Source organism: Streptomyces sp. NBRC 109706, from assembly GCF_000974485.1.
GTDB lineage: Bacteria > Actinomycetota > Actinomycetes > Streptomycetales > Streptomycetaceae > Streptomyces.
In genome coordinates this window covers 75853-100683 of the sequence record NZ_BBOM01000005.1, presented here as the reverse complement: position 1 = coordinate 100683, position 24831 = coordinate 75853, and the positions used below count along the sequence as shown (strand labels likewise).

General features: G+C 73.8%; 19 protein-coding genes. 11 read left to right on the top strand and 8 right to left on the bottom strand.

Annotated elements, in window-relative coordinates; all coding sequences use genetic code 11:
* Positions 1 to 2: 2 nt before the first annotated feature.
* The gene (locus AOM46_RS05435; RefSeq protein WP_062206590.1) at positions 3 to 1256 is read right to left on the bottom strand and encodes an NAD(P)/FAD-dependent oxidoreductase; all 1254 of its coding nucleotides are present in this window, start codon (positions 1254 to 1256) and stop codon (positions 3 to 5) included.
* A gap of 331 nt (positions 1257 to 1587) precedes the next feature.
* On the opposite strand from AOM46_RS05435, the gene AOM46_RS05430 reads away from it, so the two are divergent.
* On the top strand, positions 1588 to 2133 hold the full coding sequence (locus AOM46_RS05430) for a GNAT family N-acetyltransferase (protein ID WP_370592643.1): 546 nt from the start codon (positions 1588 to 1590) through the stop codon (positions 2131 to 2133).
* A gap of 19 nt (positions 2134 to 2152) precedes the next feature.
* On the opposite strand, the gene AOM46_RS05425 is transcribed toward AOM46_RS05430, so the two are convergent.
* Positions 2153 to 3001 (bottom strand): NmrA family NAD(P)-binding protein, encoded by an 849-nt coding sequence (locus tag AOM46_RS05425; RefSeq protein ID WP_062206586.1) that lies wholly within the window; start codon positions 2999 to 3001, stop codon positions 2153 to 2155.
* 81 nt (positions 3002 to 3082) lie between these two features.
* Between AOM46_RS05425 and AOM46_RS05420 the strand changes: the two genes are divergently transcribed.
* Together AOM46_RS05420 and AOM46_RS05415 are read left to right on the top strand one after the other, a co-directional pair.
* Positions 3083 to 4039, top strand: coding sequence for an AraC family transcriptional regulator (locus tag AOM46_RS05420; RefSeq protein WP_062206584.1), 957 nt, complete (start codon positions 3083 to 3085; stop codon positions 4037 to 4039).
* Positions 4036 to 4530, top strand: a complete 495-nt coding sequence (locus AOM46_RS05415) for a GNAT family N-acetyltransferase (protein ID WP_062206582.1) — start codon at positions 4036 to 4038, stop codon at positions 4528 to 4530. The genes AOM46_RS05420 and AOM46_RS05415 overlap by 4 nt, the downstream gene beginning before the upstream one ends.
* Positions 4531 to 4543: 13 nt before the next feature.
* Here the strand turns inward: AOM46_RS05415 and AOM46_RS05410 are convergent, their stop codons facing one another.
* From AOM46_RS05410 to AOM46_RS05395, 4 genes are all read right to left on the bottom strand, one after another.
* Positions 4544 to 6007, bottom strand: a complete 1464-nt coding sequence (locus AOM46_RS05410; RefSeq protein ID WP_062206580.1) for a diacylglycerol kinase family protein — start codon at positions 6005 to 6007, stop codon at positions 4544 to 4546.
* A 156-nt stretch (positions 6008 to 6163) separates the two neighbouring features.
* Positions 6164 to 7552 (bottom strand): hypothetical protein, encoded by a 1389-nt coding sequence (locus tag AOM46_RS05405; protein WP_062206579.1) that lies wholly within the window; start codon positions 7550 to 7552, stop codon positions 6164 to 6166.
* A gap of 154 nt (positions 7553 to 7706) precedes the next feature.
* Positions 7707 to 8060: a hypothetical protein gene (locus tag AOM46_RS05400; RefSeq protein WP_062206577.1), complete on the bottom strand. Its 354-nt coding sequence runs from the start codon at positions 8058 to 8060 to the stop codon at positions 7707 to 7709.
* 54 nt (positions 8061 to 8114) lie between these two features.
* Positions 8115 to 10244 carry a molybdopterin oxidoreductase family protein gene (locus AOM46_RS05395; protein ID WP_062208512.1) on the bottom strand — a complete coding sequence of 710 codons (2130 nt, stop codon included), beginning with the start codon at positions 10242 to 10244 and terminating at the stop codon, positions 8115 to 8117.
* Positions 10245 to 10405: 161 nt separating this feature from the next.
* Here AOM46_RS05395 and AOM46_RS05390 point away from each other — a divergent pair, with 161 nt between their 5' ends.
* The 5 genes from AOM46_RS05390 (at position 10406) to AOM46_RS05370 (ending at position 16836) form a co-directional block, all read left to right on the top strand.
* Positions 10406 to 11137, top strand: a complete 732-nt coding sequence (locus AOM46_RS05390; protein ID WP_062206575.1) for a sirohydrochlorin chelatase — start codon at positions 10406 to 10408, stop codon at positions 11135 to 11137.
* 480 nt (positions 11138 to 11617) lie between these two features.
* On the top strand, positions 11618 to 12925 hold the full coding sequence (locus AOM46_RS05385; RefSeq protein WP_062206573.1) for a deoxyguanosinetriphosphate triphosphohydrolase: 1308 nt from the start codon (positions 11618 to 11620) through the stop codon (positions 12923 to 12925).
* Between the two features lie 126 nt (positions 12926 to 13051).
* On the top strand, positions 13052 to 14350 hold the full coding sequence (locus AOM46_RS05380; protein WP_234313647.1) for an NAD(P)/FAD-dependent oxidoreductase: 1299 nt from the start codon (positions 13052 to 13054) through the stop codon (positions 14348 to 14350).
* 74 nt (positions 14351 to 14424) lie between these two features.
* Positions 14425 to 15399: a hypothetical protein gene (locus tag AOM46_RS05375; RefSeq protein WP_062206569.1), complete on the top strand. Its 975-nt coding sequence runs from the start codon at positions 14425 to 14427 to the stop codon at positions 15397 to 15399.
* A 72-nt stretch (positions 15400 to 15471) separates the two neighbouring features.
* Positions 15472 to 16836: a CoA transferase gene (locus AOM46_RS05370; protein WP_078856507.1), complete on the top strand. Its 1365-nt coding sequence runs from the start codon at positions 15472 to 15474 to the stop codon at positions 16834 to 16836.
* Between the two features lie 6 nt (positions 16837 to 16842).
* On the opposite strand, the gene AOM46_RS05365 is transcribed toward AOM46_RS05370, so the two are convergent.
* The gene (locus tag AOM46_RS05365; protein ID WP_062206567.1) at positions 16843 to 18585 is read right to left on the bottom strand and encodes a pyruvate dehydrogenase; all 1743 of its coding nucleotides are present in this window, start codon (positions 18583 to 18585) and stop codon (positions 16843 to 16845) included.
* A gap of 143 nt (positions 18586 to 18728) precedes the next feature.
* On the opposite strand from AOM46_RS05365, the gene dnaG reads away from it, so the two are divergent.
* Both dnaG and AOM46_RS05355 read left to right on the top strand, forming a co-directional pair.
* Positions 18729 to 20645, top strand: a complete 1917-nt coding sequence (gene dnaG, locus AOM46_RS05360; RefSeq protein WP_062206565.1) for a DNA primase — start codon at positions 18729 to 18731, stop codon at positions 20643 to 20645.
* Between the two features lie 158 nt (positions 20646 to 20803).
* Entirely contained in the window at positions 20804 to 21820 is a 1017-nt protein-coding gene (locus tag AOM46_RS05355; RefSeq protein ID WP_234313646.1) for an RNA polymerase sigma factor, read from the top strand.
* Positions 21821 to 22459: 639 nt separating this feature from the next.
* On the opposite strand, the gene AOM46_RS05350 is transcribed toward AOM46_RS05355, so the two are convergent.
* Entirely contained in the window at positions 22460 to 23884 is a 1425-nt protein-coding gene (locus AOM46_RS05350; RefSeq protein WP_062206562.1) for an FGGY-family carbohydrate kinase, read from the bottom strand.
* A gap of 115 nt (positions 23885 to 23999) precedes the next feature.
* Here AOM46_RS05350 and AOM46_RS05345 point away from each other — a divergent pair, with 115 nt between their 5' ends.
* Positions 24000 to 24797, top strand: a complete 798-nt coding sequence (locus tag AOM46_RS05345; RefSeq protein ID WP_062208507.1) for an SRPBCC domain-containing protein — start codon at positions 24000 to 24002, stop codon at positions 24795 to 24797.
* Positions 24798 to 24831: the final 34 nt, after the last annotated feature.

Below are 24831 nucleotides of genomic sequence, written 5' to 3'. Positions count from 1 at the left end.
GGTCACAACCCTCCGTCGTGGGTGAGCAGATGGAGCAGTGGGGTGTCGGGCAGCGGCTCGTCGCCCTCCCAGGCGCGGGCCAGCGTGCCGACGCTCGCCAGATCGCCGACGAGGATCCCGCCGAGCAGCCGGTCGCCACGGACCACGAGCTTGCGGTAGGCGCCCCTGGTGGCGTCCGTGAGCCGCACCTCGTCGTCGCCCGGCTCCGCCGAGGTGACGCCGAAGGCGGCCAGATCCAGCGGCCCGCCGGTGGCGGCCGGCAGCGTCAGCCTGGTCAGCGCCCTGGTGCCCGAATAGCGCGCCGAACCGCCGGTGAGCACCGACGCCAGGACATCGGCCTGGTCCTGCGCCGGCCCGGCGAGTCCGTAGAGCAGCCCCGCGTGTTCCGCGCAGTCGCCCATCGCGTACACGGCGGGATCGCTGGTGGCCAGCCGGTCGTCGACGGCGATCCCGCCGCGCGCGCCCAGCGTCAGGCCGGCGTCCCCGGCCAGGCCGACCCGGGGCCGCACCCCGCAGGCCAGCACCACCAGATCGGCGTCCAACGGGAAACCGTCGGCCAGCTCCACGGCCCGCACCCGGCGACGCGCGCCGTCCTGTTCGGTGCGCAGCGCCCGCACCCGGCACTCGGTGTGGATCTCCACGCCCCTGGCGGTCAGATGCTCGGCGAGCAACGCGGCGGCCGAGGCGTCGAGTTGCCGCTCCATCAGCGACCCGCCCTGCTGCGCCAGCACCACCCTGGCGCCCCTGGCCGCCAGCGCCCTGGCGGCCGAGACCCCCAGCAGCCCGCCGCCGACGACCACGGCCGGACCGCCGTCGGTGACCTCGTCGGCCAGCGCGACGGCGTCGTCCAGGGTCCTGAACGCGTGTACCCCGTCGGGGAGTTCGCCGCCGCCCGGCGGCGTCAGTCCGCGCAGCGGCGGCAGCACCGGATTGCCGCCGGTGGCCAACACCAGGGCGTCATAGGGAAGTCGCGTACCGTCGTCGCAGTGCGCCAGGCGCCGTTCGCGGTCGATGCGGGACACCCGGGTGCCGCCGCGCCAGTCGACCTCGGGGCCCACGGCGGGCAGCTCGATCACCTCGGCCGGGTAGTGCCCGGCGAGCACCTCGGCCAGCAGCACCCGGTTGTACGCCGGATGCCGCTCCTCGGCGACCACCGTCACCCGGGGGGCGTCAGGACCATGCGCGCCCAGGGCGCGGGCGAGCCGCGCGCCGGCCATGCCGCCGCCGACGATCACGACCCGGGATCTCGACCTCATGGCACGAGCGTGCGCGGCGGCTGTTTCCCGACCGCATCACGTCCGTTTCCCGGGCGCAACGCTGCGCTCCCCGGGCCGCCGGGGGCGCTGTGAGCAGGCGAACGAGGTGGTGAGATCGGGGCGCGGCCACCCGTTCCCCCGCGTGCCCGGGCGCGAAGGCGCTCTTCACCCGGGTCGAAGGATGATCCACCATTTGACCACCGGGCACCACCGACCCCACCCGCACCGTCGGAGCGGGACCCAACACGGCGCCGCCACCGCGCCGGCACCGGCCGCCGGGCGCACGCCCCGCCCCCGGCGACCTGCCGCGCGGTCGGTGGCGGCTGCGAGGATGGCACACATGACCGAGCTGCGTACCGCGCACACCGCTGACCTGGACATCGTCACGCTGACCGCCGCGAGAACCCTCCTCGACACGGTCTTCGGCGGCGATATGACCGACCAGGACTGGGAGCACGCGCTCGGCGGCATCCACGCCCTGCTCTGGGAGGACGGCGAGCTGATCGGGCACGCCTCGGTGGTGCAGCGGCGGGTGCTGCACGGCGGCCGGGCCCTGCGCACCGGCTATGTGGAGGGCGTGGTGGTCCGCGCCGACCGCCGCCGCAGGGGCCATGGCGCGGCGCTGATGGCCGCGTTGGAACGGGTGATCAGGGGCGGCTTCGAGCTGGGCGCCCTCTCCGCCACGGAGGAGGCCCTGGGCTTCTACGCCGACCGGGGCTGGCGCCGCTGGCAGGGGCTCACCTGGGCGCTCACCCCGCTGGGCATCGCCCGCACCGAGGAGGACGACGACGGCGTGTTCGTCCTCCCGCTGCCCGAGGTCCCCATCGACCTCACCGCCGAGCTGGTCTGCGACTGGCGCGACGGCGACGTCTGGTGATCGCTCGGGCGGCGTTCCGCTACGCCGGCGCCCAGACGCCGGTGGCGGCGGCCCGGGCGGCGTAGGCCGTGAAGTCCCGGGCGGGGCGGCCCAGCAGGGTGGGAACATCGTCGGTGACCGGGGTGTTCCGGCCGTCGAAGATCTCGGTGAAGAGATGGAGCAGCAGATCCGCCTCCGCGGCAGGGAGGCCCTGGGCGACCAGCGCCGCCCGGTAGTCGTCGGCGCCCACCGGGTGGAAGGCGACGGGCCGGCCGACGGCCTTCGACAGGACCTCGGCGGTCTCCGTCATGGTCAACGCCCGGGGCCCGGTCAGCTCGTGGACGCGACCCGCGTGCCCGGGGCGGGTGAGGGCGGCGACCGCCACCTCCGCCAGATCGTCGAGGTCCACGAACGGCTCGGCGGTCGACGCCGGCACCGGCAGCGTGAACGAGCCGGCGCGCACCTCGTCCGCCAGGAACTCCTCGCTGAAGTTCTGGCTGAACCAACTGCCGCGCAGCACCGTCCACTCCAGCCCCGAGCCGGTGACCGCACGCTCCGAATCGGCGGCCCAGGGCATGCCGCGCCCGGAGAGCAGCACCAGACGTTCCACGCCCTGTTCGCGGGCCAGCCGGGCGAAGGCCGCGAGATCGTCCGCCGCGCCCGGCGCGGCGACATCGGTCGGATAGCCGAGATAGACGGCCCTGATGCCGTCGAGGACGGGCGTCCAGCCGCCCGGCCGGCGCCAGTCGAACGGCGGCGCGCCGGAGCGGGAACCGATCCGGGCGCCGGGCAGCAGGGCGGCGACGCGGCGTCCGCTCTTCCCGGTGCCGCCCACGACCAGGATCTCGTGCGGGGCCGGGGCCGGGGACTGGGTGTTGTTCGTTGTCATACGCCCAGTCCAACAGCGGTGCGCCCGCGCGGACATGGCTCATCGGCTCGCCGCCATAAGCGAGCGTCTAGGCTGTCCGCCATGGACCCGCTGACCAGCCTGTTGGAGGGCCCCAGAGCCAGGGGCGCCTTTCTGCTGCGCGCCCTGATGAGCCCGCCATGGTCCCTGAGGGTGCGGGACGAGGCGCCGCTGACCGTGGTGTGTGTGGTGCGCGGCACCGTCTGGGTGGCCCTGGAGGGGGGCGAGCCACGGCAGTTGACCGCCGGCGGGGTGGCGGTGCTGCTCGGCCCCACGCCCTATGTGGTGGCGGACGATCCGTCGACCGAGCCCCAGGCGGAGATCAGGCCCGGCGGCTGCTGCATCGGCCCGGACGGCACCGATCTGTGCGCGCGGCTCACCCTGGGCACCCGCACCTGGGGCACCGACGAGGACGGCCCCCACGAACTGCTGATCGGCACCTACCCGATGGCCAGCGGGGTCTCCGGCGGGCTGCTCAAGGCGCTGCCCCCGATGCTGACCCTGGGCGAACGCGACTGGGACTGCGCCCTGCTGCCGCTGCTCAGCAAGGAGATCGCCAGGGAGGCGGCGGCGCAGGACGTGGTGCTCGCCCGCGTCCTGGACCTGCTGCTGATCTCGGCGCTGCGCGCCTGGTTCGAACGGCCGCACGGCGAGCCGCCCGGCTGGTACCGGGCCCATGTCGACCCGGTGGTCGGCCCGGCGCTCCGGCTGCTGCACGAACACCCCGCGCACCCCTGGACGGTGGCCTCGGTGGCGGCGAAGGTCGGCGTCTCCAGGGCCGCCCTGGCGCGGCGCTTCACCGAGCTGGTCGGCCGACCGCCGATGTCCTATCTCACCGACCGCCGCCTCGACCTGGCGGCCGAGCTGCTGGCCGACCCCGGCCTCACCGTCGAGGGCGTCGCCCGACGCGCGGGCTACGGCAGCGCGTTCGCGCTGAGCACCGCGTTCAAACGGGAACGCGGCGTCACCCCCAGCGACCACCGCTCCCTGGTGGCCAGCGGACACGGAGGGCCCCGATGACCCACGAGCCGTCGATCCGCGACGCCGGGCCGGGGGACGCGCCGTTCCTCACCGACATGCTGCTGGAGGCGATGAACTGGACGGGCGAGGCGCGGTTCTCCCGCGAACAGGCCCTCGCCGACCCGAAGATCGCCCACTATGTGACGGGCTGGCCGGGCCCCGGCGACTTCGGCGTGATCGCCGAGGACGGCTCGACGGGGGCCCCGGTCGGCGCGGCCTGGGCCCGCCCGCTGCCGGCCACCGACCCCGGCTACGGCCATGTGGCGCCGGATGTACCGGAGTTGACGCTGGGCGTGCTGCCCGCCTTCCGCCGCCGGGGCGTCGGCGGCGCGCTGCTGGACGCGCTGCTGGCGCGGGCCGGCCGGGAGGGCGTGGCCCGGCTCAGCCTGAGCGTGGAGGACGGCAACGCGGCCGTCTCCCTCTACCGCTCGCGCGGCTTTGTCACGGTGGGGCGGGAGGGCGACTCGGACACCATGCTGGTGACGCTCTGAGGCGTGTTCCCCGTCAGCGCCTGCGGTAGACGGTGAGCGGGCGGGGGTGCTTGTCGACGAGCAGATCGTCGGGGGCCGGGCCCGCCTCCCCGTCGTAGGCCAGCGCGTTGTCCTCGCCGAGGCCCGAGAGACGCAGCCGGGGCAGCCGGGCGGCGGCGTAGACGCCGGAGTTGCCCAGGGTGCCGGTCAGCGCCGCCAGCACCACCCGGGTGCGGGCCAGCCGCCGGTCGGCACGCACCGTGCGCACATCCAGCAGCCCGTCGTCGAGCTGGGTGCGGTGCGCGGGCGCGAAACCCTCGGGGGAGTAGAGGCCGTTGCCGGCGAACAGCAACCACAGCCGCTGGGGGCGTCCGTTGATCTCCACCTCGATCGGCCGCCCGGTGCGCAGCACCCGCGCCAACGACACCACGGCGGACGGCCATTTGCCGATCCTGCCCTCCAACGCCTCCCGGGCGCGGACCAGTTCGGGGTAGAGGCCGATGCTGAAGGTGTTGACGAAATGGGTCGTGGGGCCCGTCGCCCGCCCCACCGGGCGGACCCTGGCGAGGTCGACCGCGATGGCCCGGCCCTCCGCCACGGCCTCGACCGTGTTCTCGAAGCTGTCTATCCCGGTGTCCAACGCGAAGTGGTTGAGCGTGCCGCCGGGGAAGACGGCCAGCGGCACCCGCCGGGCGACGGCCCTGGCCGCCGCCGCGTTGACGCTGCCGTCGCCGCCGCAGATCCCCAGCGCACCGCCGCGTTCGGCCGCCAGCGCGGCCGCCTCGTCCAGCAGCTCCAACAGGTCGCCGTCCTCGGTGCGTTCCCGCACCTCGGCCTCCGGCAGCAGCTCGCGCAGCCGCGCCGCGTCCGAACCGCCCTGCCCGGCGCTCTCGTTGACCACGACCACCAGGCCCGCGCCCCCGGGCAGCGCGGGTGCCGCCGCCGAGTGGTGCCGCAGGCCGGTGTCGGCGGGGCGGCGCGGCCACCAGCGGTGGGTGATCAGCGCGGCGCCCACGCCCAGCGCGCAGCCGACCAGCACATCGGCCGGATAGTGCACTCCGACATAGACCCGGGAGGCGGCCACTGCGGCGGCGACCGGCGCCACGGTCGCGCCGATCCGGCCGGACTCCAGGGCGACCCCGGTGGCGAACGCGGCGGCCGAGGCGGCATGGCCCGAGGGGAACGAACTGCTGCGCGGCGGGCTCGCCAGCCGGCGCGCCAGCGGCACCCCGTCGATCAGCGGACGCTCCCGACGGGCCGCGTACTTGACGAAGACGTTGCTGGTCAGCGACGCCAGCGCGAGCGCCGCGACACCGCGGGCCGCCGCCCGCCGGCCGGGACGGCCGCCGAGCGCGGCGATCGCGCCGGCCGACGCCAACCAGAGCCGGCTGTGGTTGGCCGCCCGGCTCAGCCGGGGCAACACCGCCTGGACGCCCGGTGGTTCGGCCGCCGCCACCCGCGCGAAGATCTGTCGGTCCAACCGCCCCAGGGCACTCATCCGCAGCCACGCTCCTTCCGCCGGCAGGCGTCACTGCGAGCGAACGTACCCGAACCCGCCCGATCGACTCCGTAACCGAACGATCGGGGCGCTGACGAGGACCGACGCGCCCCGGTCGAACACGATCAGCCGACGTCGGCCGCTGCCGGCCCCGGGTCAGTCGTGTTCGTTCTCCGGGGGCGGGCCCACCAGATCGAGCTCCCGGCGCCGATTGTGACCATGGTTCGCCGAGAGCAGCGACGACCCCAGCAGCAGCGAAGCGCCTATCCCGCCGAACCACCGGGGGAGCGTGAGATCCGGCACGGAACGGAGCGGCGGCACCCGGTCCTCCGGATCGTGGAACACCTCGATCCAGGTGCCGACCGGGATGTCGCGACAGCCCGAGAGCCGCTGCGAGAGCGTGTCGTCCGCCCCCTGGGGGCGCAGCCCGCAGGTGACCCCGCCACGCGGTGGATTGCGCTGATCCACCACCTCGGCCGTGATCCACTCGCCCCGATCCCGGAGGGCCAGCTCCCGATACCCCTGCCAGGCCATGATGACCAGCGCCACCCCGCCCAACACGATCAGCACGCCATAGACCCCGTGGGTGCCGTAGTGCACCAACTCCAGGAGCAGCGCCACCAGACAGCCGATGGTGAGCAGCAGCAGCGGCCATATCGCCAGATCGCCGTAGCGCGGCGGCAGCACGGCCGTCGTCGCTGCCAACGCACCGGCGAGCAGGCAGCCCAGACAGGTCAGCGCCAACACCTTCGCGCGGGAGAGCGTCGGAATCCACCGGCTCAGCCGCCGGCTGAGCCGGTGCACAGCGATGGGCTCGCGCTGCGTCTTGGACGAGGAGTAGAGCTGCGCCATCCGGCCCCGATAGCTGTGCGGGGGGTAGGGGGAGGGCTGCACAGGTATGCCCGCCGGCCCCGGCCCCCGGCCCGACGGCCCGGCGACCGCGCCATCCGGGGCGCGGCGCGACCGATGCCGCAGCGCACGCACCAGGCCCAACACCCCGGCGACCAGGCAGAGCGCACTCCAGGACGCCAGCCCGGCCGTCACATAGCCGTCGTCCGTATCCGGGCCGGTGAACACCATGTTCCGCACGGCGGTCATCCCGCAGACCAGCCCGAGCAGCACCGAGGCCACCGAGACCAGCGCCCACAGCACCCGGCGCCCCGGCAGCTTCGGCGCCGCCCCCGGGGTCTCCCGCAGCCGCGCGGTCAGCCAGGCGTCGGCGGCATGGCTCCGGCGCACCAGCACCGTCGCCCTGGCCGTCAGCACGGCCAGCAGCGGAATGCCGATGAGCAGCGACATCAACGCGTGCTCGTCGTCGCCCGCCGCGTTCGCGTCCAGCGCGTTCAACAGGAACGCGGCGTCCAGGCACATCAGCCCGACCAGCACCACATAGCCGAGCAGTCGCAGCGGCGACAGCAGGCCGCCCAGCCGCTCCTCCACCGCCGCCCGCACCTCCGGGGGCGGCCCGGCGACCACGCCCGCCGGGAGCGGCGGCGGCCAAGGGGGAAGCGAACTCGTCTCCGCGTGCTGTTCCGGCTCGTTCATCAAGTCCCTGGCCCCCCGGCTTGTCGCTCGCGGTCACCCTATAGCGCCCCTCTGACAAACGGCACACAGGGTGAAGTCGCCCCGCACACAGGGCAGAAGGGACCCACGGGTTTTTCCGGGGGAGCAGCGCCTCAGGCGCTACCCGGAGTCACCGTCAGCGCCGAGTGTCGTATACGACCACCGGCTCGGGGTTGGCCGTCACGGAGGTGAGCAGCACCACCGCGTCGCTCACCGCCGTCAGATCGTGCCGCTCCTGCGGAACCCGCGCCAGCTGACCGGCGCGCAGCGCCAGCTGATCCGCGCCCCAGCGGATCACCACCTCGCCGCGCAACACCTGGACGCTCGCCGCCGGCGGCGCCTCGTGCTCCTCGAGACGCGCCCCGCCGGCCAGCGCGATCACGCTCTGCCGCAACGGGCCGTCCCGCAGGAAGAGATGCGCGCTGCGCCCGTGATCGGCCTGCAGGGCCTGGGCCAGATGCTCGTCCGCGAGCCGGGTGAGGTCGTCCATGCCCTCCATGCTGCCCGCCGGCCGGCGCCCCGCAACCCGACGCCGGGCCGCCCGTCAGGACCCCCCGGCCAGCTCCACCCGCACCGCGCACACCTTGAACTCCGGCATCCGCGACGTCGGATCCAACGCCGGATTGGTCAACGAGTTGGCCCGCCCCTCACCCGGCCAGTGGAACGGCATGAACACCGTGTCGGGCCGGATGTCCGTGCTGATCCGGGCCGGTGCCACCGCCCGCCCGCGCCGCGACACCACCGCCAACGCGTCCCCCTCCGCCGCCCCGAGACGCCCCGCCAGCCGGGGGTGCAGCTGCACGAAGGGCCCGGGCGCCGCCGCGTTCAACTCCGCGACCCGCCGGGTCTGCGCACCCGACTGGTACTGCGCCAGCACCCGCCCCGTGGTCAACAGCACCGGATACTCCTCGTCCGGCTCCTCGGCCGAGGGACGGTGGCTGACCGGCGCGAACCTGGCCCGACCGTCCTCGGTCGCGAACCGGTCCAGGAACAGCCGGGGCGTCCCCGGATGCGGCGGACCGCCCTCCTCCTCGGGACACGGCCAGAAAACGCCATCCTCCGCCTCGATCCGCGCATAGGTGATCCCCGAATAGTCCGCCTTGCCACCGGCCGAGGCACGCCGCAGCTCGTCGAAGACCTCCGCCGGATCGCTGGGAAACCCCTTCTCCCACCCCAGCCTGGCCGCCAGCGCGTGCAACACCTCCAGATCGCTGCGGCACCCGGGCGGCGGATCCACCGCCCGGCGCCGCAACAGCACCCGCCCCTCCAGATTGGTCAGGGTGCCCGTCTCCTCGGCCCACTGCGTCACCGGCAACACCACATCCGCCAGCCGCGCGCTCTCCGAGAGCACCACATCGCAGACCACCAGGAAGTCCAGCGCCCGCATCCGCTCCTCGACATGCGCCGCCCGAGGAGCCGAGACCACCGGATTGGACGCCAACAACATCAGCGCCCGCACCCCGTCCTCGGTGTCCCGCCCCAACGCGTCCAACAGCTCGTAGGCGCTGCGCCCGGGACCCGGCAGCGACTCCGGCGCCACCCCCCACACCCCCGCCACATGCTCCCGCGCCGCCGGATCGGCCAGCATCCGGTAGCCCGGCAGCTGATCCGCCTTCTGCCCGTGCTCCCGGCCCCCCTGCCCGTTCCCCTGCCCGGTCAGACAGCCGTAGCCGGAGAACGGGCGCCCCGCCCGGCCCGTCGCCAGGCAGAGATTGATCCAGGCACCCACCGTGTCCGTGCCCTTCGCCTGCTGCTCGGGACCGCGCGCCGTCAACACCATCGCCGCCTCCGGCGCGCAGAACATCTCCACGGCCGCCCTGAGTTGGGGAACGGACACCCCCGTGATCCGCTCCACCCACTCCGGCCAGTGCGCCATCGCGGCGGCCCGCGCCGCCGGCCACCCCGAGGTGCGCTCGGCGACAAACGCCTCGTCCACCCGGCCCTCGGCCACCACCAGATGCAGCAGCCCAAGCGCCAACGCCAGATCTGTGCCGGGACGCGGCGCCAGATGGAGATCCGCCTGCTCGGCCGTCCGCGTGCGACGCGGATCGACCACGATCAACGTGCCGCCGTTCTCCCGCAGCTCCGTGAAGTACCGCAGCGCCGGCGGCATCGTCTCCGCCAGGTTGGAACCCACCAGCAGCACACAGCCGGTGCGCGGCACATCGGCCAACGGGAACGGCAGCCCCCGGTCGACGCCGAACGCCCTGGTGCCGGCGGCCGCCGCCGACGACATGCAGAACCTGCCGTTGTAGTCGATCTGCGAACTGCCCAGCACCAGCCGGGTGAACTTGCCCAACGCGTACGCCTTCTCGTTGGTCAGCCCACCGCCCCCGAACACCCCCACCGCATCCGCGCCATGGCGCGCCCGCACCCCGGCGAGCCCCGCCGCCACCCGGTCCAGCGCCGACTCCCAGGACGCCGGCACCAGCTCGCCCGTCGCCTCGTCCCGCACCAGCGGCTCCGTCAGCCGCACCGCCGACGACAACACCTCGGGCGCCGTCCTGCCCTTCCCGCAGAGCGCGCCCTGGTTCACCGGGAACTCCGTGCGCTCCCGCACCTCCACCCCGACCACCGAACCGCCCGCCGCGCCTTCCTTCGGCGCCAGCCGCATCCCGCACTGGAGCGCGCAGTACGGGCAGTGCGTATCGGTGATATCCGTGGCATCGGTCATGGTGCCCATCGTGCGACGCGCGTGTTTCGTCCCCGCGCGCCGCGCGTTACCCGGCGGGGGCGCACCGCTCAGCCCGCCGACCGCGGGAACGTGAGCAACCGCACGAACGGCTGTGACACCTCGGCAACACGTATGCAACGCGGCGGCCCGAAGCTGGGCCCATGACCGACCGTAGCCTGCCCACCCTGGTCGCCGTGGCCCACGGGTCCCCCGACCCGCGCGCCGAGCCGTCCGTCCGCGCGCTGCTGCGACTGGTCCGCGCCCTCCGCCCCGGCGTCCGCGTCGAACTCGGCCATCTGGACATCGACCGGCCCCTGCTCGACGACACGCTCGCCCGGCTCGCCGGCAGCGCCGTTCTGGTGCCGCTGCTCTTCAGCCGCGGTCACCACGTCAAACACGACATACCCACCGCCGTCGCGGCCGTCTCCCACCGGCTGCGCGCCACCGTCGCCGGCTGCCTCGGGCCGCACCCGCTGCTCGCCGAGGCCCTGCACAGCCGGCTCGTCGAGGCCGGCTACCGGCCGGGCACCGCCGTCGTCCTGGCCGCCGCCGGATCCCGCGACCCCGAGTCGGCCGCCGGCACCGCCTACACGGCGGCCATGCTCGCCACCCGCCTCGGCGGCGTGCCCGTCCTCCCCGCCTACGCCTCCGCCGCCGGCCCCACCGTCCCCGAGGCCATCGCGGCGCTGCGCGCACAGGGCCACCGGGAGATCGCCCTCGCCTCCTGCTTCACCGCCCCGGGACGCTTCGCCACCCGCTGCGCCGAACAGGCCCCCGGCGTGGCCGCGGCCCCCCTCGGCAACCACCCGGCCCTGGCCCGCCTCCTGCTGCACCGCTACGACCAAGCGCGGAGCGCTCTGGCCGCGCCGGCCCTGGCCACCACGGCAAGCTGACCCCGGCCGGTCCTTTTCTCCCCCACCCACCCCGCCTTCTTGCCTGCGGCGCGCCGGGCGCTCCGCGCCCGCTGTTTTCCCCGCCCGCCCGCCCCCTTTGCCTGCGGCGGGGTGCTGCCGGCGCCCACCCGGCGCTCCGCGCCCGGTCTTCTCCCCACCCACCCACCCACCCTTTTGCCTGCGGCGGGGTGCTGCCGGCCGAGTCCTGCCGGCGCTGCCGGGCCGGGGTTCTCCCCGCCTGCCGGCTCCTTGCCCGTGGCGGAGTGCTGTGTGTGCGGACGGTTCGGGCGTTGCGCACCTGCTGGCTTCTTTGCCTGCGGCGCGGTGGCGGCAGCACCCCGCCGCAGGCAAAAAACGGGGGTGGGCGGGCGGGGGAAAAACCCTGGCGCGGAGCGCCGGCGGCACCGGCAGCTCCCCGCCGGCAGGCGAGAGGGGCGGGTGGGTGGGGGAAACAACTTCGCGGCGGCTACCGTCGGAGACATGAGTGGATATGCCCCGGAGGCCGCCGAAAGGTTCGACGTGGAGCCGGACAAGCGGCCAGGTCGCACCGCGTTCCAGCGGGATCGGGCGCGCGTGCAGCACTCCTCCGCGTTGCGTCGGCTCGCCGGCAAGACGCAGGTGGTCACGTTGGACGAGAGCGCCGTTCGGCCCGACTGGGACGCCGCGCCGAGGACCCGGTTGACGCATTCGTTGGAGTGCGCGCAGATCGGCCGCGATCTGGGCGCCGCGTTCGGCTGTGATCCGGACATCGTGGAGGCCGCGTGTCTGGCGCACGATCTGGGGCATCCGCCGTTCGGTCACAACGGTGAGCGGGTGCTGGACGAGGTGGCCGCCGGATGTGGCGGGTTCGAGGGCAACGCGCAGTCGTTGCGCCTGTTGACCAGGCTGGAGCCCAAGCATCTGACCGGCGCGGACGGCGGCCACGACGGCGACCTGGACGGCGACCGGGACGGCGCCGGACCACGGTTCTTCGGGTTGAACCTGACCAGGGCGACCCTGGACGCGGCCACCAAGTACCCGTGGCCGCGCGGCGGGAACGAGGCCGATCCGGGGTCGCCGAAGTACGGCGTGTACGACGACGATCTGCCGGTCTTCCGTTGGCTGCGGGCCTCGGCGCCGGAGGGGCGGCGCTGTTTCGAGGCGCAGGTGATGGACTGGGCGGACGATGTGGCCTACTCGGTGCATGACGTCGAGGACGGTCTGCACGCCGGGCATCTGGCGCCGAAGGCGCTGTTGGCGGGGCCCGAGCGGGAGGCCGTCTTCGAGGTGGCGGCGCGGCGCTACGCCCCGGCGGGGACGTCGCGGGACGCGCTGGTCGAGGCGTTGGACCGGCTGTTGGCGCAGGAGTGGTGGCCGCATGACTACGACGGCGGCGCGTTGGCGCAGGCCCGGCTGAAGGGGGCGACCAGCCAGCTGATCGGCCGGTTCTGTCTGGCGGCCGAGGGGGCGACCAGGGAGCGGTACGGTCCCGGCCGGCTGCGGCGGTACGCCGCGGATGTGGTGGTGCCGCTGGGCACCCGCCTGGAGTGCGCGGTGCTGAAGGCGGTGGCCGATGTGCATGTGATGCAGCGTCCGGAGCAGGAGCGGGCGCGCGGTGAACAGCGTGCGCTGCTGGCCGAGTTGAGCGCCGCGCTGGTGCGGTGTGCTCCCGAAGGTCTCGATCCGCAGTACCGGGCGTTGTTCGCCGGTGCGCGAGGGGACGGGGAGCGGCTGCGGGTGATCGTCGACCAGATAGCGGCGTTGACCGACGGCGCCGCGCGGGCCCGGCACGCGCGGCTCACCGGCTGACGTCCCGTCGGTCGGGGCGCTCCTGGCGGGTCCCGGCGGTTACCGCCCTCTTCCGGTGCCGCGTCGGGTGGGGCAGGCTCCCTTGGCGTGATGGGTGGATTCGACGCCGGTCAGGGAGGCAGGTTCGTGGACGGGACACATCGAACGTTTGTCATCATCGGCGGTGGGCTCGCGGGTGCCAAGGCGGCGGAGACGCTGCGCGCCGAGGGCTTCACCGGGCGGGTCATACTGATCGGCGACGAGCACGAACAGCCGTATGAGCGGCCGCCGTTGTCCAAGGGGTATCTGGCCGGCCGGGCCGGGCGTGACAGCGTCTTCGTCCATCCGGCCGGCTGGTATGCGCGTAACCGCGTCGAGCTGCATCTGGGGCAGCCGGCCGTGGCGATCGACCGGGAGCGGCGCGAGGTGCGGCTCGGCGACGGCACCCGGCTGCCGTATGACGCGCTGCTGTTGACGACGGGCGCCGAGCCGCGTCGTCTCGGGGTGCCCGGCACCGAGCTGGCCGGCGTGCACCATCTGCGGCGGCTCTCCCACGCGGACCATCTGCGGGGCGTGCTGACCAGCGGCGGTCGGGACGAGGATCCGCTGGTGATCGCCGGCGCCGGCTGGATCGGCCTTGAGGTGGCGGCGGCGGCCAGGGAGTTGGGCGTGCCGGTGACGGTGGTGGAGCCGGCACCAGGGCCGCTGCACCGGGTGTTGGGCCCCGAGGTCGGCGCGGTGCTGACGGGGCTGCATGTCGAGCACGGCGTGCGGTTTCTGTTCGGCGACCGGCTGGCCGCCGTCGAGGGGCGGGACGGCATCGTGTCGGCGGTGCGCACGGAAGCGGGCGAGCGGCTGCCGGCCCGCGCCGTGCTGGCGGCGATCGGCGCCGCGCCGCGCACCGCGCTGGCCGCGTCGGCCGGCCTTGAGCTGGCGGACGAGGGGGTGGGCGGGATCGCGGTCGACGCCTCGCTGCGCACCAGCGATCCGTGGATCTTCGCCGCCGGGGACGTGGCCGCGCAGGAGCTGGGCGCCGGTCGGGACCGGCGGCGGGTGGAGCACTGGGCCAACGCGCTGCACGCGGGACCGGCGGCGGCGCGCGCCATGCTGGGCCGCGAGGTGGTCTTCGACCGGGTGCCGTACTTCTTCTCCGACCAGTACGACATGGGCCTGGAGTACTCGGGCTGGGCGCCGGCCGGCGACTACGACCGGGTGGTGTGGCGCGGGGACGTGGAGCGGCGGGCGTTTGTCGCGTTCTGGCTGCGCGAGAACCGGGTGCTGGCCGGGCTGAACATGAACGTCTGGGAGGTGACGGACGCCATCCAGCGGCTGGTGCGCTCGGGCCGGCCGGTGGATCCGGTGGCGCTGGCGGATCCGGCGGTGCCGCTCACCTCCCTGCTCGACGACCTGCCGGCCGAGGAGGCGCGATCGGCGTCGGGGGGCTAGAAAGGCCCTATGGCGGGCCGTGACGAGCAGCGGCCCCGGCGTCGTCTGGGCGCGTGGGCGGAGGTGCGGCAAGGGTGCGGACGGAGATTCCCTCGGAGCGGACCCTGACCTCGCTGGTCGAGGCCGCCACGGCGGCGCCCTCGCTGCACAACGCGCAGCCCTGGCGGTTCCACTATCTGGTCGACAGCGGGATCCTCCAGTTGCGCGCGGCGATGGACCGGGTGCTGCCGCACTCCGATCCGGACGGCCGCGCGTTGCACATGGGCTGTGGCGCGGCGCTGCTCAACCTGCGCGCCGCGGCGGCCGCCGCCGGCTGGTGCCCGGACCACGCGGTGCTGCCCGATCCGTACGATCCGCGGCTGCTGGCGACGGTCCGGCTGTCCCGGCCGTCGGACGGCGACGATCCGCAAAGGGCGGCGGAGCTGGCGGCGCTGGCGGAGCAGATCGGCCGCCGGCACACCGACCGCGAGCCCTATACGGAGGAACGGGTGCCGGATCCGGTGCGCGGCGAGCTGCGCCGGGCGGCCGAACGGGAGGGTGGGCAGCTGCTGTTCGCCTCGTCCTGGCATGCCACGGCGGTGCTCGATCTGGTGCGGGACGCGGAGGGCAGGGATTTCGCCGATCCGGGCCGGGTGGCCGAGCTGGCCGCCTGGACGGATGTCGACGATCCCCGCGAGCCGGCCGAGGGGCCGGCGCACCGGCCGGTGCGGGTGCGGGACTTCGCCGGCCGGCAGGCGCCGGTCGAGGCGCCGCCCGGCGGGGCCGAAGGACCGCCGCCGCAGCTGGCGCTGCTGTCCACGGCGGAGGACCGGCCGGCGGACTGGGTGCGCGCCGGTCAGGCGCTGGAACGCACCCTGCTGGTGGGCACGGCGCACGGGCTGTCGGCCGCCGTCAGTTCGGCCTCGCCCGGCTGGACGGAGCTGGGTTGGATCGCCCGCGATCCGCTGCTCCCGGCGGGCCGCCCGCATGTGGTGCTGCGTCTCGGCTATGGCGCCGCCGCCCAGGCGACCCCCAGGCTGCCCGTCCATCAGGTGCTGGACATCCGGTAAACCGGGAGGCATGGCGGGCAGCTGCCACCCCCGCGCTGTTCCGGCCGACCGGGCGGATGCGAACCTGGCCGGATGCACACCATGGTTGACCGCGCGACCGCCGACGCCTGGGCCGCCATCGGCGGGCCACCGGAACTCCTGGAACGGATCTCCTTCGAGGGCTCGGCCGGCGTGCTGCCGGCCCGGCTTCCGGTGCGGGAGCTGGCCAGGGCCACGGTCGGCGTCTGCTCGCTCGCCGCCGCCGAACTGCTGGCGCGACGCGGGGGCGGCGCGGTGCCGGCGGTGCGGGTGCGGGAGGCCGCGGTGGCGACGGCGTTTGTCAGCGAGCGGCATCTGCGCGTCGACGGCCGGGTGCCGACGTCGTTCGCCCCGCTGTCCGGTTTCTGGCGGGCGGCGGACGGCTGGGTGCGGACGCATGCCAACTATCCACATCACCGTGCCCGGTTGCTGAACGCGCTGGGCATCCAGGACAGCGGGGACGAGCCCGCGCTGGTGGAGCGGCTGCGGGGTGAGCTGGCGAGCCGGCGGGCGGCGGAGGTGCGCGAGGCGGTCTATGCCGAGGGCGGCCTCGCCGTGGCGGTGGCGCCCGGGCCACGCCCGGCCGATCTCCCGCTGGTCGAGTCCTCGCCCGCCGGATCGGGCGCGGCGCCCGCGCGCCGGGACGGAGGACCGCCGGCCGCCGGGCTGCGGGTGCTGGATCTGACCCGGGTGATCGCCGGCCCGGTCGCCACCCGGAGCCTCGCGCTGCTCGGCGCCGATGTGCTGCGCGTCGACTCGCCCCGGCTGCGGGAGGACGAGGACGCGCACGCCGACACCGGGATGGGCAAACGTTCCACGCTGCTCGACCTGGGGACCCGGGCCGACCTGCGGCGCTTCGAGGAGCTGCTGGCGTCGGCCGATGTGCTGGTCACCGGCTACCGTCCCGGCGTGCTGGACCGCCATGGCCTGGCCCCCGAGGCGCTGTCGGAACGTCACCTGGGGCTGGTCGTCGCCCAGCTCAACGCCTGGGGCTGGACCGGCCCCTGGGCCGGGCGCCGGGGCTTCGACAGCCTGGTGCAGGCGGCCAGCGGTATCGCCGCGGTCGAGGCCGCGCCGGACGGAACGCCGGGGGTGCTGCCGGCGCAGGCGCTGGACCACGGCACCGGCTATCTGCTGGCCGCCGCCGTGCTGCGCGCGCTGACCGAACGCCAGGCGGACGGCGCCGGACGCCGGCTGCGGCTCTCGCTCGCCGGCACCGCGTCCTGGCTGCTGCGCGGTATCGCCCCGCAGCCGTTGGACGGTGCCCCCTACGCCGTCGAGCCCTGGCTGACCAGGACCGCATCGCCGCATGGCGTTCTGGACCATGCCAGGACGCCGCTCGACTATGCCGGCGCGCCCAGCGACTGGGCCCGCCCCTCGGGCCGTTGGGGCGCGGACGAGCCCCGCTGGCTCCGCTGACGACGCTTATGGCCGGGGCACGTTCCGCAGGTTGGAGCGGGCGAGTTGGGCCATCCGGCCGACCCCGCCGTCCAGCACCATCCGGCCGGCGGAGAGCGCGAAGCCGGTCACCATCTCGGCCTTGATCTTCGGCGGGATGGAGAGCGCGTTGGGGTCGGTCACCACGTCCACCAGCGCCGGGCCCCGGTGTCGCAGCGCGTCGCGCAGGGCGTGCCGCAGCTCCTTGGGCTTCTCCACGCGGCTGGCCCGCACCCCGACGGCCTCGGCCATCGCGGCGAAGTCCGGGTTGCGGTAGCTGGTGCCGTACGCGGGCAGGCCGCCGACCATCATCTCCAGCTCGACCATGCCCAGCGCGGAGTTGTTGAAGAGCACCACCTTCACCGGCAGGTCGTACTGGACCAGGGTGAGGAAGTCGCCCATCAGCATGGTGAACCCGCCGTCCCCCGACATGGACACCACCTGACGCTTCCGGTCCAGGAACTGGGCACCGATGGCCTGCGGCAGCGCGTTGGCCATCGAACCGTGCCGGAACGAGCCGATCACCCGGCGCTTGCCGTTGGGCGTGAGGTAACGGGCGGCCCACACGTTGCACATCCCGGTGTCCACGGTGAACACCGCGTCCTCGGCGGCCTCCTCGTCCAGCACCGAGGCGACATACTCCGGATGGATCGGGACGTGCTTCTCCACCTTGCGGGTGTAGGCGTGCACCACGCCCTCCAGCGCGTCCACATGCTTCTTCAACATCCGGTCCAGGAAGCGCCGGTTCTTCTTCTCCTGGACCCGTGGCGTCAGACAGCGCAGCGTCTCCCCGACATCGCCCCACACCCCCAGGTCAAGCTTGGAGCGCCGCCCCAGATGCTCGGGGCGGACATCGACCTGAACGATCCGCACATCGTCCGGCAGAAACGCGTTGTAGGGGAAGTCGGTGCCCAGCAGCATCAGCAGATCGCACTCGTGGGTGGCCTCATAGGCGGCGCCATAGCCCAGCAGCCCGCTCATCCCCACGTCGAACGGGTTGTCGTACTGGATGAACTCCTTGCCGCGCAGCGCGTGGCCCACCGGGGACTTGACCCGCTGGGCGAAGTCCATCACCTCCCGATGCGAGCCGGCGACGCCCCCGCCGCAGAACAGCGTGATCCGCCGGGCCTGGTCCACCAGCTCCACCAGCTGGTCGATCTGCTCGTCGGACGGACGCACGGTGGGCCGGCTGGTGACCAGCGCGTGCTCCTCCGCCTGCTCGGGCACCTGCTGGTCGGCGACGTCCCCCGGCAGCGCCACCACGCTCACCCCGCCCCGGCCGATCGCGTGCTGGATGGCGGTCTGGAGGACCCTGGGCATCTGTTCCCGGTTGGAGATCAGCTCGCAGTAGTGGCTGCACTCAAGGAACAGCCGGTCCGGATGGGTCTCCTGGAAGTAGCTGGTGCCGATCTCCGCGCTGGGGATATGGGACGCCAGCGCCAGCACCGGGGCCATGGAGCGGTGCGCGTCGAAGAGCCCGTTGATCAGATGGAGGTTGCCGGGACCGCAGGATCCCGCGCAGGCGGCCAGCGTGCCGGTGAGCTGCGCCTCGGCGCCGGCGGCGAACGCGGCCGTCTCCTCGTGCCGCACCTGCACCCAGTCGATGCCCTTGGCGCGGCGCACCGCGTCCACCACCGGGTTGAGGCTGTCGCCGACCACCCCGTAGAGCCGTTTCACGCCCGACCGCAGCAGGATCTCCACAAACTGCTGCGCCACCGTCTGCTTGGCCATGGCCACCAACCACCTCTCGGACGTCCCTGCCGACAACTGGGCAATTTATCCCGGAACGTCACAAACAAGGCTCAATGTCGCGGCCTGCCGGGCGGCTGACGGGGGCCCGTCGGAGTGTCGGTGGTGCGCCGTAGACTGCGGTCGTGGCGGGCAGGATCAACGATGACGACGTGAAGACGGTGCGGGACGCGGTCCCGATCGACGCCGTGGTCTCGGAGTATCTGCAGCTGCGCCCGGGCGGCGGGGGCAACCTCAAGGGCCTCTGCCCCTTCCACGACGAGAAGTCCCCCTCCTTCCATGTCAGCCCGAGCAAGGGCCTCTTCCACTGCTTCGGCTGCCAGGAGGGCGGGGACACCCTCGCCTTCGTGATGAAGATGGAGCATCTCTCCTTCTCCGAGGCGGTGGAGCGGCTGGCCGCCCAGGCCGGCGTCACGCTCCGCTATGAGCAGGGCGGATACAGTCCGGGCCGGCAGCAGGGCGAGCGCACCCGGCTGATCGAGGCGCACCGCGCCGCCGCCCGGTTCTACGCCGAGCGTCTCGCCTCGCCCGAGGCCGAGATCGGCCGCGCCTTTCTCGCCGAGCGTGGCTTCGACCAGGCCGCCGCCGAGCACTTCGGCGTGGGCTACGCCCCCGTCGGCTGGGACCATCTGGTCCGCTATCTGCGCGGCGCCGGCTTCACCGACCGGGAGCTGCTGCTCGCCGGCCTCGCCCAGGACGGCAGGCGCGGCCCGATCGACCGCTTCCGTGGCCGGCTGATCTGGCCCATCAGGGACATCACGGGGGAGGTGGTCGGCTTCGGCGCCCGCAAGCTCCGCGACGACGACAACGGCCCCAAGTACCTCAACACCCCGGAAACCCCGATCTACAAGAAGTCCCAGGTCCTCTACGGCATCGATCTGGCCAAACGGGACATCGCCAACAGCAACCGCGCCGTGGTCGTCGAGGGCTACACCGACGTCATGGCCTGCCATCTCGCCGGCATCACCACCGCCATCGCCACCTGCGGTACCGCCTTCGGCGGCGAGCATGTCAAGATCCTGCGCCGGCTGCTCCTGGACAGCTCCACCGCGCACAGCGCCGGCGAGGTGGTGTTCACCTTCGACGGGGACGCCGCCGGTCAGAAGGCCGCGCTGCGCGCCTTCGAGGACGACCAGAAGTTCGCCGCGCACACCTTTGTCGCCGTCTCGCCCGGCGGCATGGACCCCTGCGAGCTGCGGATCGCCCAGGGCGACCAGGCGGTCAAGGAACTGATCGAATCCCGCACCCCGCTGTTCGAGTTCGCCATCCAGTCGATCGTCGCCAGCCACAACATGGACACCGCCGAGGGCAGATCGGCCGCGCTCGAACATGCGGCGCCCATCGTCGCCCAGATCAAGGACGCCGCGATCCAACACGAGTACGCGGTCCGGCTCGCCGGGCTGGTCGGCATCCAGGACACCGGCTTCGTGGTCCGCCGGATCGGCCAGCTGGCCCGCTGGAACCGGGGCCGCGCGCAGCAACGCCCCACCGCCCGCCCGTCCGCGCCGGCCGCCGAGCCCGCGCGTTCCGCCGCCCCCGGCCCCGCGTTGAACCTCCGCAACCCGGCGCATGCCGGGGAGCGCGAACTGCTCAAGCTCGCGCTCCAGTTCCCCGAGCTGGTCGCCCCCGCCTTCGACGCCTACGGCGAGGACGAGTTCACCGCCCCGCCGTACGCCCTGGTGCGCCGCGCCGTCCTGGACGCCGGCGGCGTCGTCTCGGCCGACGACGACTATCTGGCCCGGGTCCGCGAGGCCGCCCCCGACGACGCGCTGCGGGTGCTGATCAACGAGCTGTCCGTCGAGCCGCTTCAGGTGTCCCGCCGCAAACAACGCGAGGTCGACGGCTATGCGGGGCTGCGCCTTGTCGAGGTGCGGCTGGCCGCCGTCAACCGCCGGATCCAGCAGCTGGAGTCCGACGCGCGCCGCGCCGAGGCCCAGTCGGGCAACACCAGGGCCGCCGAGGTGCGCCAGGAGCTGTGGACGCTGGAGCAGTACCGCACGGCCCTCAGGGAACGCGGCGTCGAGGCGCTCTACTCCGCCTGAACACCGGCCTTTTGGGCCATCTCGCCGGGCCTGGGCGATCCGCGCGCCAAGCCGGGGAAAATAGTGGTCGCACGCATCTCGTGGCCGGACTCAGGTGTACCTCACACTGGGGAGCGGTGCCGCTCCGCTCCCGCCGCGACCCCCTGGAGGTCGTCCACGTGCAGTCCCCCACACTCAAGCGTGCGGCGCCGGCCGCCTTCCCCCCGGACGAGGCGGACCCGCCCCCGCCGGCCGCGTCCGTCACGCGGGCCGAGAGCCAGGGCGGTGCGGCCAGCGACCTGTTCCGCCAGTACCTGCGGGAGATCGGCCGGATACCGCTGCTCACCGCCGCCGACGAGGTCGAACTCGCCCGGCGCATCGAGGCGGGACTCTTCGCCGAGGAACGTCTGGGCACGGCCACCGATCTGGACGAGCGGTTCGCCCTCGACCTGGACCGCCTGGTGGTCCGCGGCCGGCTGGCCAAACGGCGCCTGATCGAGGCCAACCTGCGGTTGGTCGTCTCGGTCGCCAAGCGCTATATCGGCCGGGGCCTGACCATGCTGGACCTGGTCCAGGAAGGCAATCTCGGCCTGATCAGGGCCGTCGAGAAGTTCGACTACACCCGCGGCTTCAAGTTCTCCACCTACGCCACCTGGTGGATCCGGCAGGCCATGTCCCGCGCCATCGCCGACCAGGCCCGCACCATCCGGGTGCCGGTCCATGTCGTCGAACAGATCAACCGCGTGGTGCGCGTCCAACGCCGGGTCCTCCAGGAACGCGGCTACGAACCCAAACCGGAGGAGGTCGGCGCCCTGCTGGGCCTGACCCCGGCCCGGGTCAGCGAGATCCTGCGCCTGGCCCAGGACCCGGTCTCCCTCCAGACCCCGATCGGCGACGAGGACGATGTCGCGCTGGGCGACCTGATCGAGGACGTCGACATCCCGTCCCCGGCGGAATCCGCCGCCTTCATGCTGCTCCGCGAGCAGTTGGAGGCCGTCCTCTCCACCCTGGGCGACCGCGAACGCCGCGTCGTCGAACTCCGCTACGGCCTGCTGGACGGCCGCCCGCGCACCCTGGAGGAGATCGGCGGCCTCTTCGGCGTCACCAGGGAACGCATCCGCCAGATCGAACACAAGACCCTCGGCAAACTCCGCGACCACACCTACGCCGAACAACTCCGCGGCTACCTCGAATAACCCGAGCCGAGCCCGAGCCGAGCCCGAGCCGAGCCCGAGCCGAGCCCGAGCCCGGGCAGGGCCACGCCGCCGCCCGGTGTCGGTCAACGGCACCGTTCCCGCCGTCTGGGCTTGCGGCCGAGCGTTGGAGAGTGGCCGGCCCGGGGCCGGTTCGCCAGTGGCGCGGGGGTGGCGGCAGGGCCTGCCGGCGGGCGGTCGTGCTTCAGTCCGGGCTGGAACGTTCGCTTTGACGGCTGGCAGGGCCTGCGGTTCGCCCCGGCGGTGTGGGGTGTTTCTACGGTTGGTGGTCGGCGGGCGGTCGTGCCTCTGTCCGGGCTGGAACGTTCGCTTTGACGGCTGGCAGGGCCTGCGGTTCGCCCCGGCGGTGTGGGGTGTTTCTACGGTTGGTGGTCGGCGGGCGGTCGTGCTTCAGTCCGGGCTGGAACGTTCGCCCTGACGGCCGGCAGAGCCGGCGGTGCGGGGCGTTCCTACCGTCAGTGGGCGCGCCCCCGTTCCGGCCGGAACGTTCGCCCCTGACGGCCGGTCCGGGCCGCCGCCTGCGCCGTGGCCGAGTGCCGTGGCCGTCGGCCGTGGTCTCGCCTCGCCGCCGGAGGCACCGGCCGGAGGCACCGGCCGTGGGCGGCTGTTCGGCCGGGCCGGCTAGGCCATCGCCTCGGGGTGGGTTTCGTCGCGTACCGCGATGAACTGTTGGCGTACGGCGGAGCCGACCGCGCTCTCCTCCTCGTCGGGTTCGAAGATCTCGCCCTTGGCCTCCGGCCAGGCCGGCGGCTCGTCGGCGGTGAGGTGGCCCTCCGTCACGCCCTGGGCCCACGCGGCCTGGCGGGCCGCGCCGAGCGCCGTGTAGTCGGCGGGTTCAGGGACGACCACGCGGGCACCGAGCAGCGCGGGCGCCAACGTCTTGACGGCCGGAAGGGACGCGGTCTGGCCCAGCAGGAAGACGCGTTCGATGACCACGCCCCGTCGGCGCAGCACCTCCGCCGCGTCGGCGAGGCCGCAGAGCATGCCTTCGAAGGCGGCCCTGGCCAGGTGCTCCGGCTTCATGCTCTCCCGCCGCAGGCCGGCCAGCGTGCCGGCGGTGTGCGGGAGGTCGGGGGTGCGTTCGCCCGCGAGGTAGGGGAGGAGGACGAGGCCATGGGCGCCCGGGGTGGAGGTGAGGGCGAGTCCGGAGAGTTCGGTGAGGTCCCGGCCGAGCAGTTCGGCGGCGCCGCGCAGCACCCGGGTCGCGTTGAGCGTGCGGACCACGGGCAGATGGTGGCCGGTGGCGTCGGCGTAGCCGGTGATGGTGCCGGAGGGGTCGGTCAGCGCCTCGTGGTGGACGGCGCAGACGGATCCCGAGGCGCCGAGGGAGACCACGGCGTCGCCCTTGCCGACGCCGAGGCCGAACGCGGCGGACATGGTCTCGCCGGTGCCGGCGGAGATCAGCAGGCCCTCGGGGGTGCGGCCGGCGGCCTCGGCGGGGCCGAGGAGTTCGGGCAGGCTGACGGGGTGGCCGATGGCGAGTTCGGCCAGCTCGTGGCGCCAGTTGCCGGAGACGGCCGACCAGTAGCCGGTGCCGGAGGCGCCGCCCCGGTCGGTGGTCCAGCGGTTGGGGCGGCCCAGCAGCTGCCAGACGAGCCAGTCCTGCGGCTGGAGCACCGTGGTGGTGCGCCGGGCGGCGTCCGGGTCCTCCCTGGCCAGCCAGCGGAGTTGGGCCACCGGATGGGTGGGCTGCGGGACGGAGCCGACGGCCTCGGCCCAGGCGGCCTTGCCGCCGAGCGCGTCGATCAGGCTGAACGCGGCGGACCGCGCCCGGTCGTCGGCGCCGGCCAACGCGGGCCGCACCGGGGCGCCGTCGGCGTCCAGGGGGACGACGCTGTGCGGTTGGGCGGAGACGCCGATCGCCGCGACGTCCTCCAGCATGCCGTCGGCGGCGGCTTCGCCGAGGGACAGCAGCCAGGACTCGGGCGCGGCCTCGCCGGTCGGATGCTCCGCGTGGCCGTGACGCAGGATCTCCCCGGTCGTGGCGTCACAGACGACGATGCGGGTGTAGGCGGACGAGCTGTCGAGGCCGGCGACGATTCCCATGTTTCCGAATCATGCCTCATCCCTTCGGGCTAACGACGCGGGTTCCTCCCACAGCGCGACGCCGGCTGGACAGGCAACTGATTGGTTGCCTATGGTCGGGGTCAGGATGGAGGCCATGGACGAGGTGTTCAAGGCGCTCGCCGACCACAGCCGCCGGCGGTTGCTCGATCGGCTGCGGGCCCGCGACGGCCAGACCCTGCGGGAGCTGGGCGCGGGGTTGGGGATGACGAGGCAGGCGGTGGCCAAGCATCTGGCGGTGCTGGAGGCGGCGCTGTTGGTCACCACGGTGCGGCGTGGGCGGGAGAAGTTGCACTACCTCAACGCGGTCCCCATCGACGACATCGCCGAACGCTGGATCGGCCGCTACCGGCGCCCGGGGCTCCGGGCGTTGGCCGAGCTGCGCGACACCCTGGAGAACGAGATGGCCCACCCCGCCTTTGTCTATGTGACCGTCATCCGCACCACACCCGAACGGCTGTGGCAGGCGTTGACCGAACCCGACTTCATCCGGCGCTATTTCGAGGACACAGGACCCGAGTCCGACTGGGGCCCGGGCTCGCCGGTGCGCTGGCGGATGGATCCCGCGCAGCCCTACGAGGACTGGGGACAGCGGGTGTTGGCGGCCGAGCCCGGCCGGTTGCTGAGCTACACCTGGCACGGATACCGGCCGGAGATGGCCGAGATGTTCGGCTGGAGCGAGGAACGCCTCGCGGAGCTGCGGCAGGAGCCGATCTCGCGGGTCACCTTCGAGATCGAGCCGCTGGGCGAGGCCACCAAGCTGACCGTGACGCACGACGGGTTCGGGCCCGTCAGCGAGATGCGCGATTCGGTCAGCCAGGGCTGGCCGGTGATCGTCTCCAACCTCAAGACGCTGTTGGAGACGGGGGAGACGCTGGCGCTCGCCGAGGGCTGACGGCGGTCGGCCGGGCCGTGCTGCCGGCCCGGCC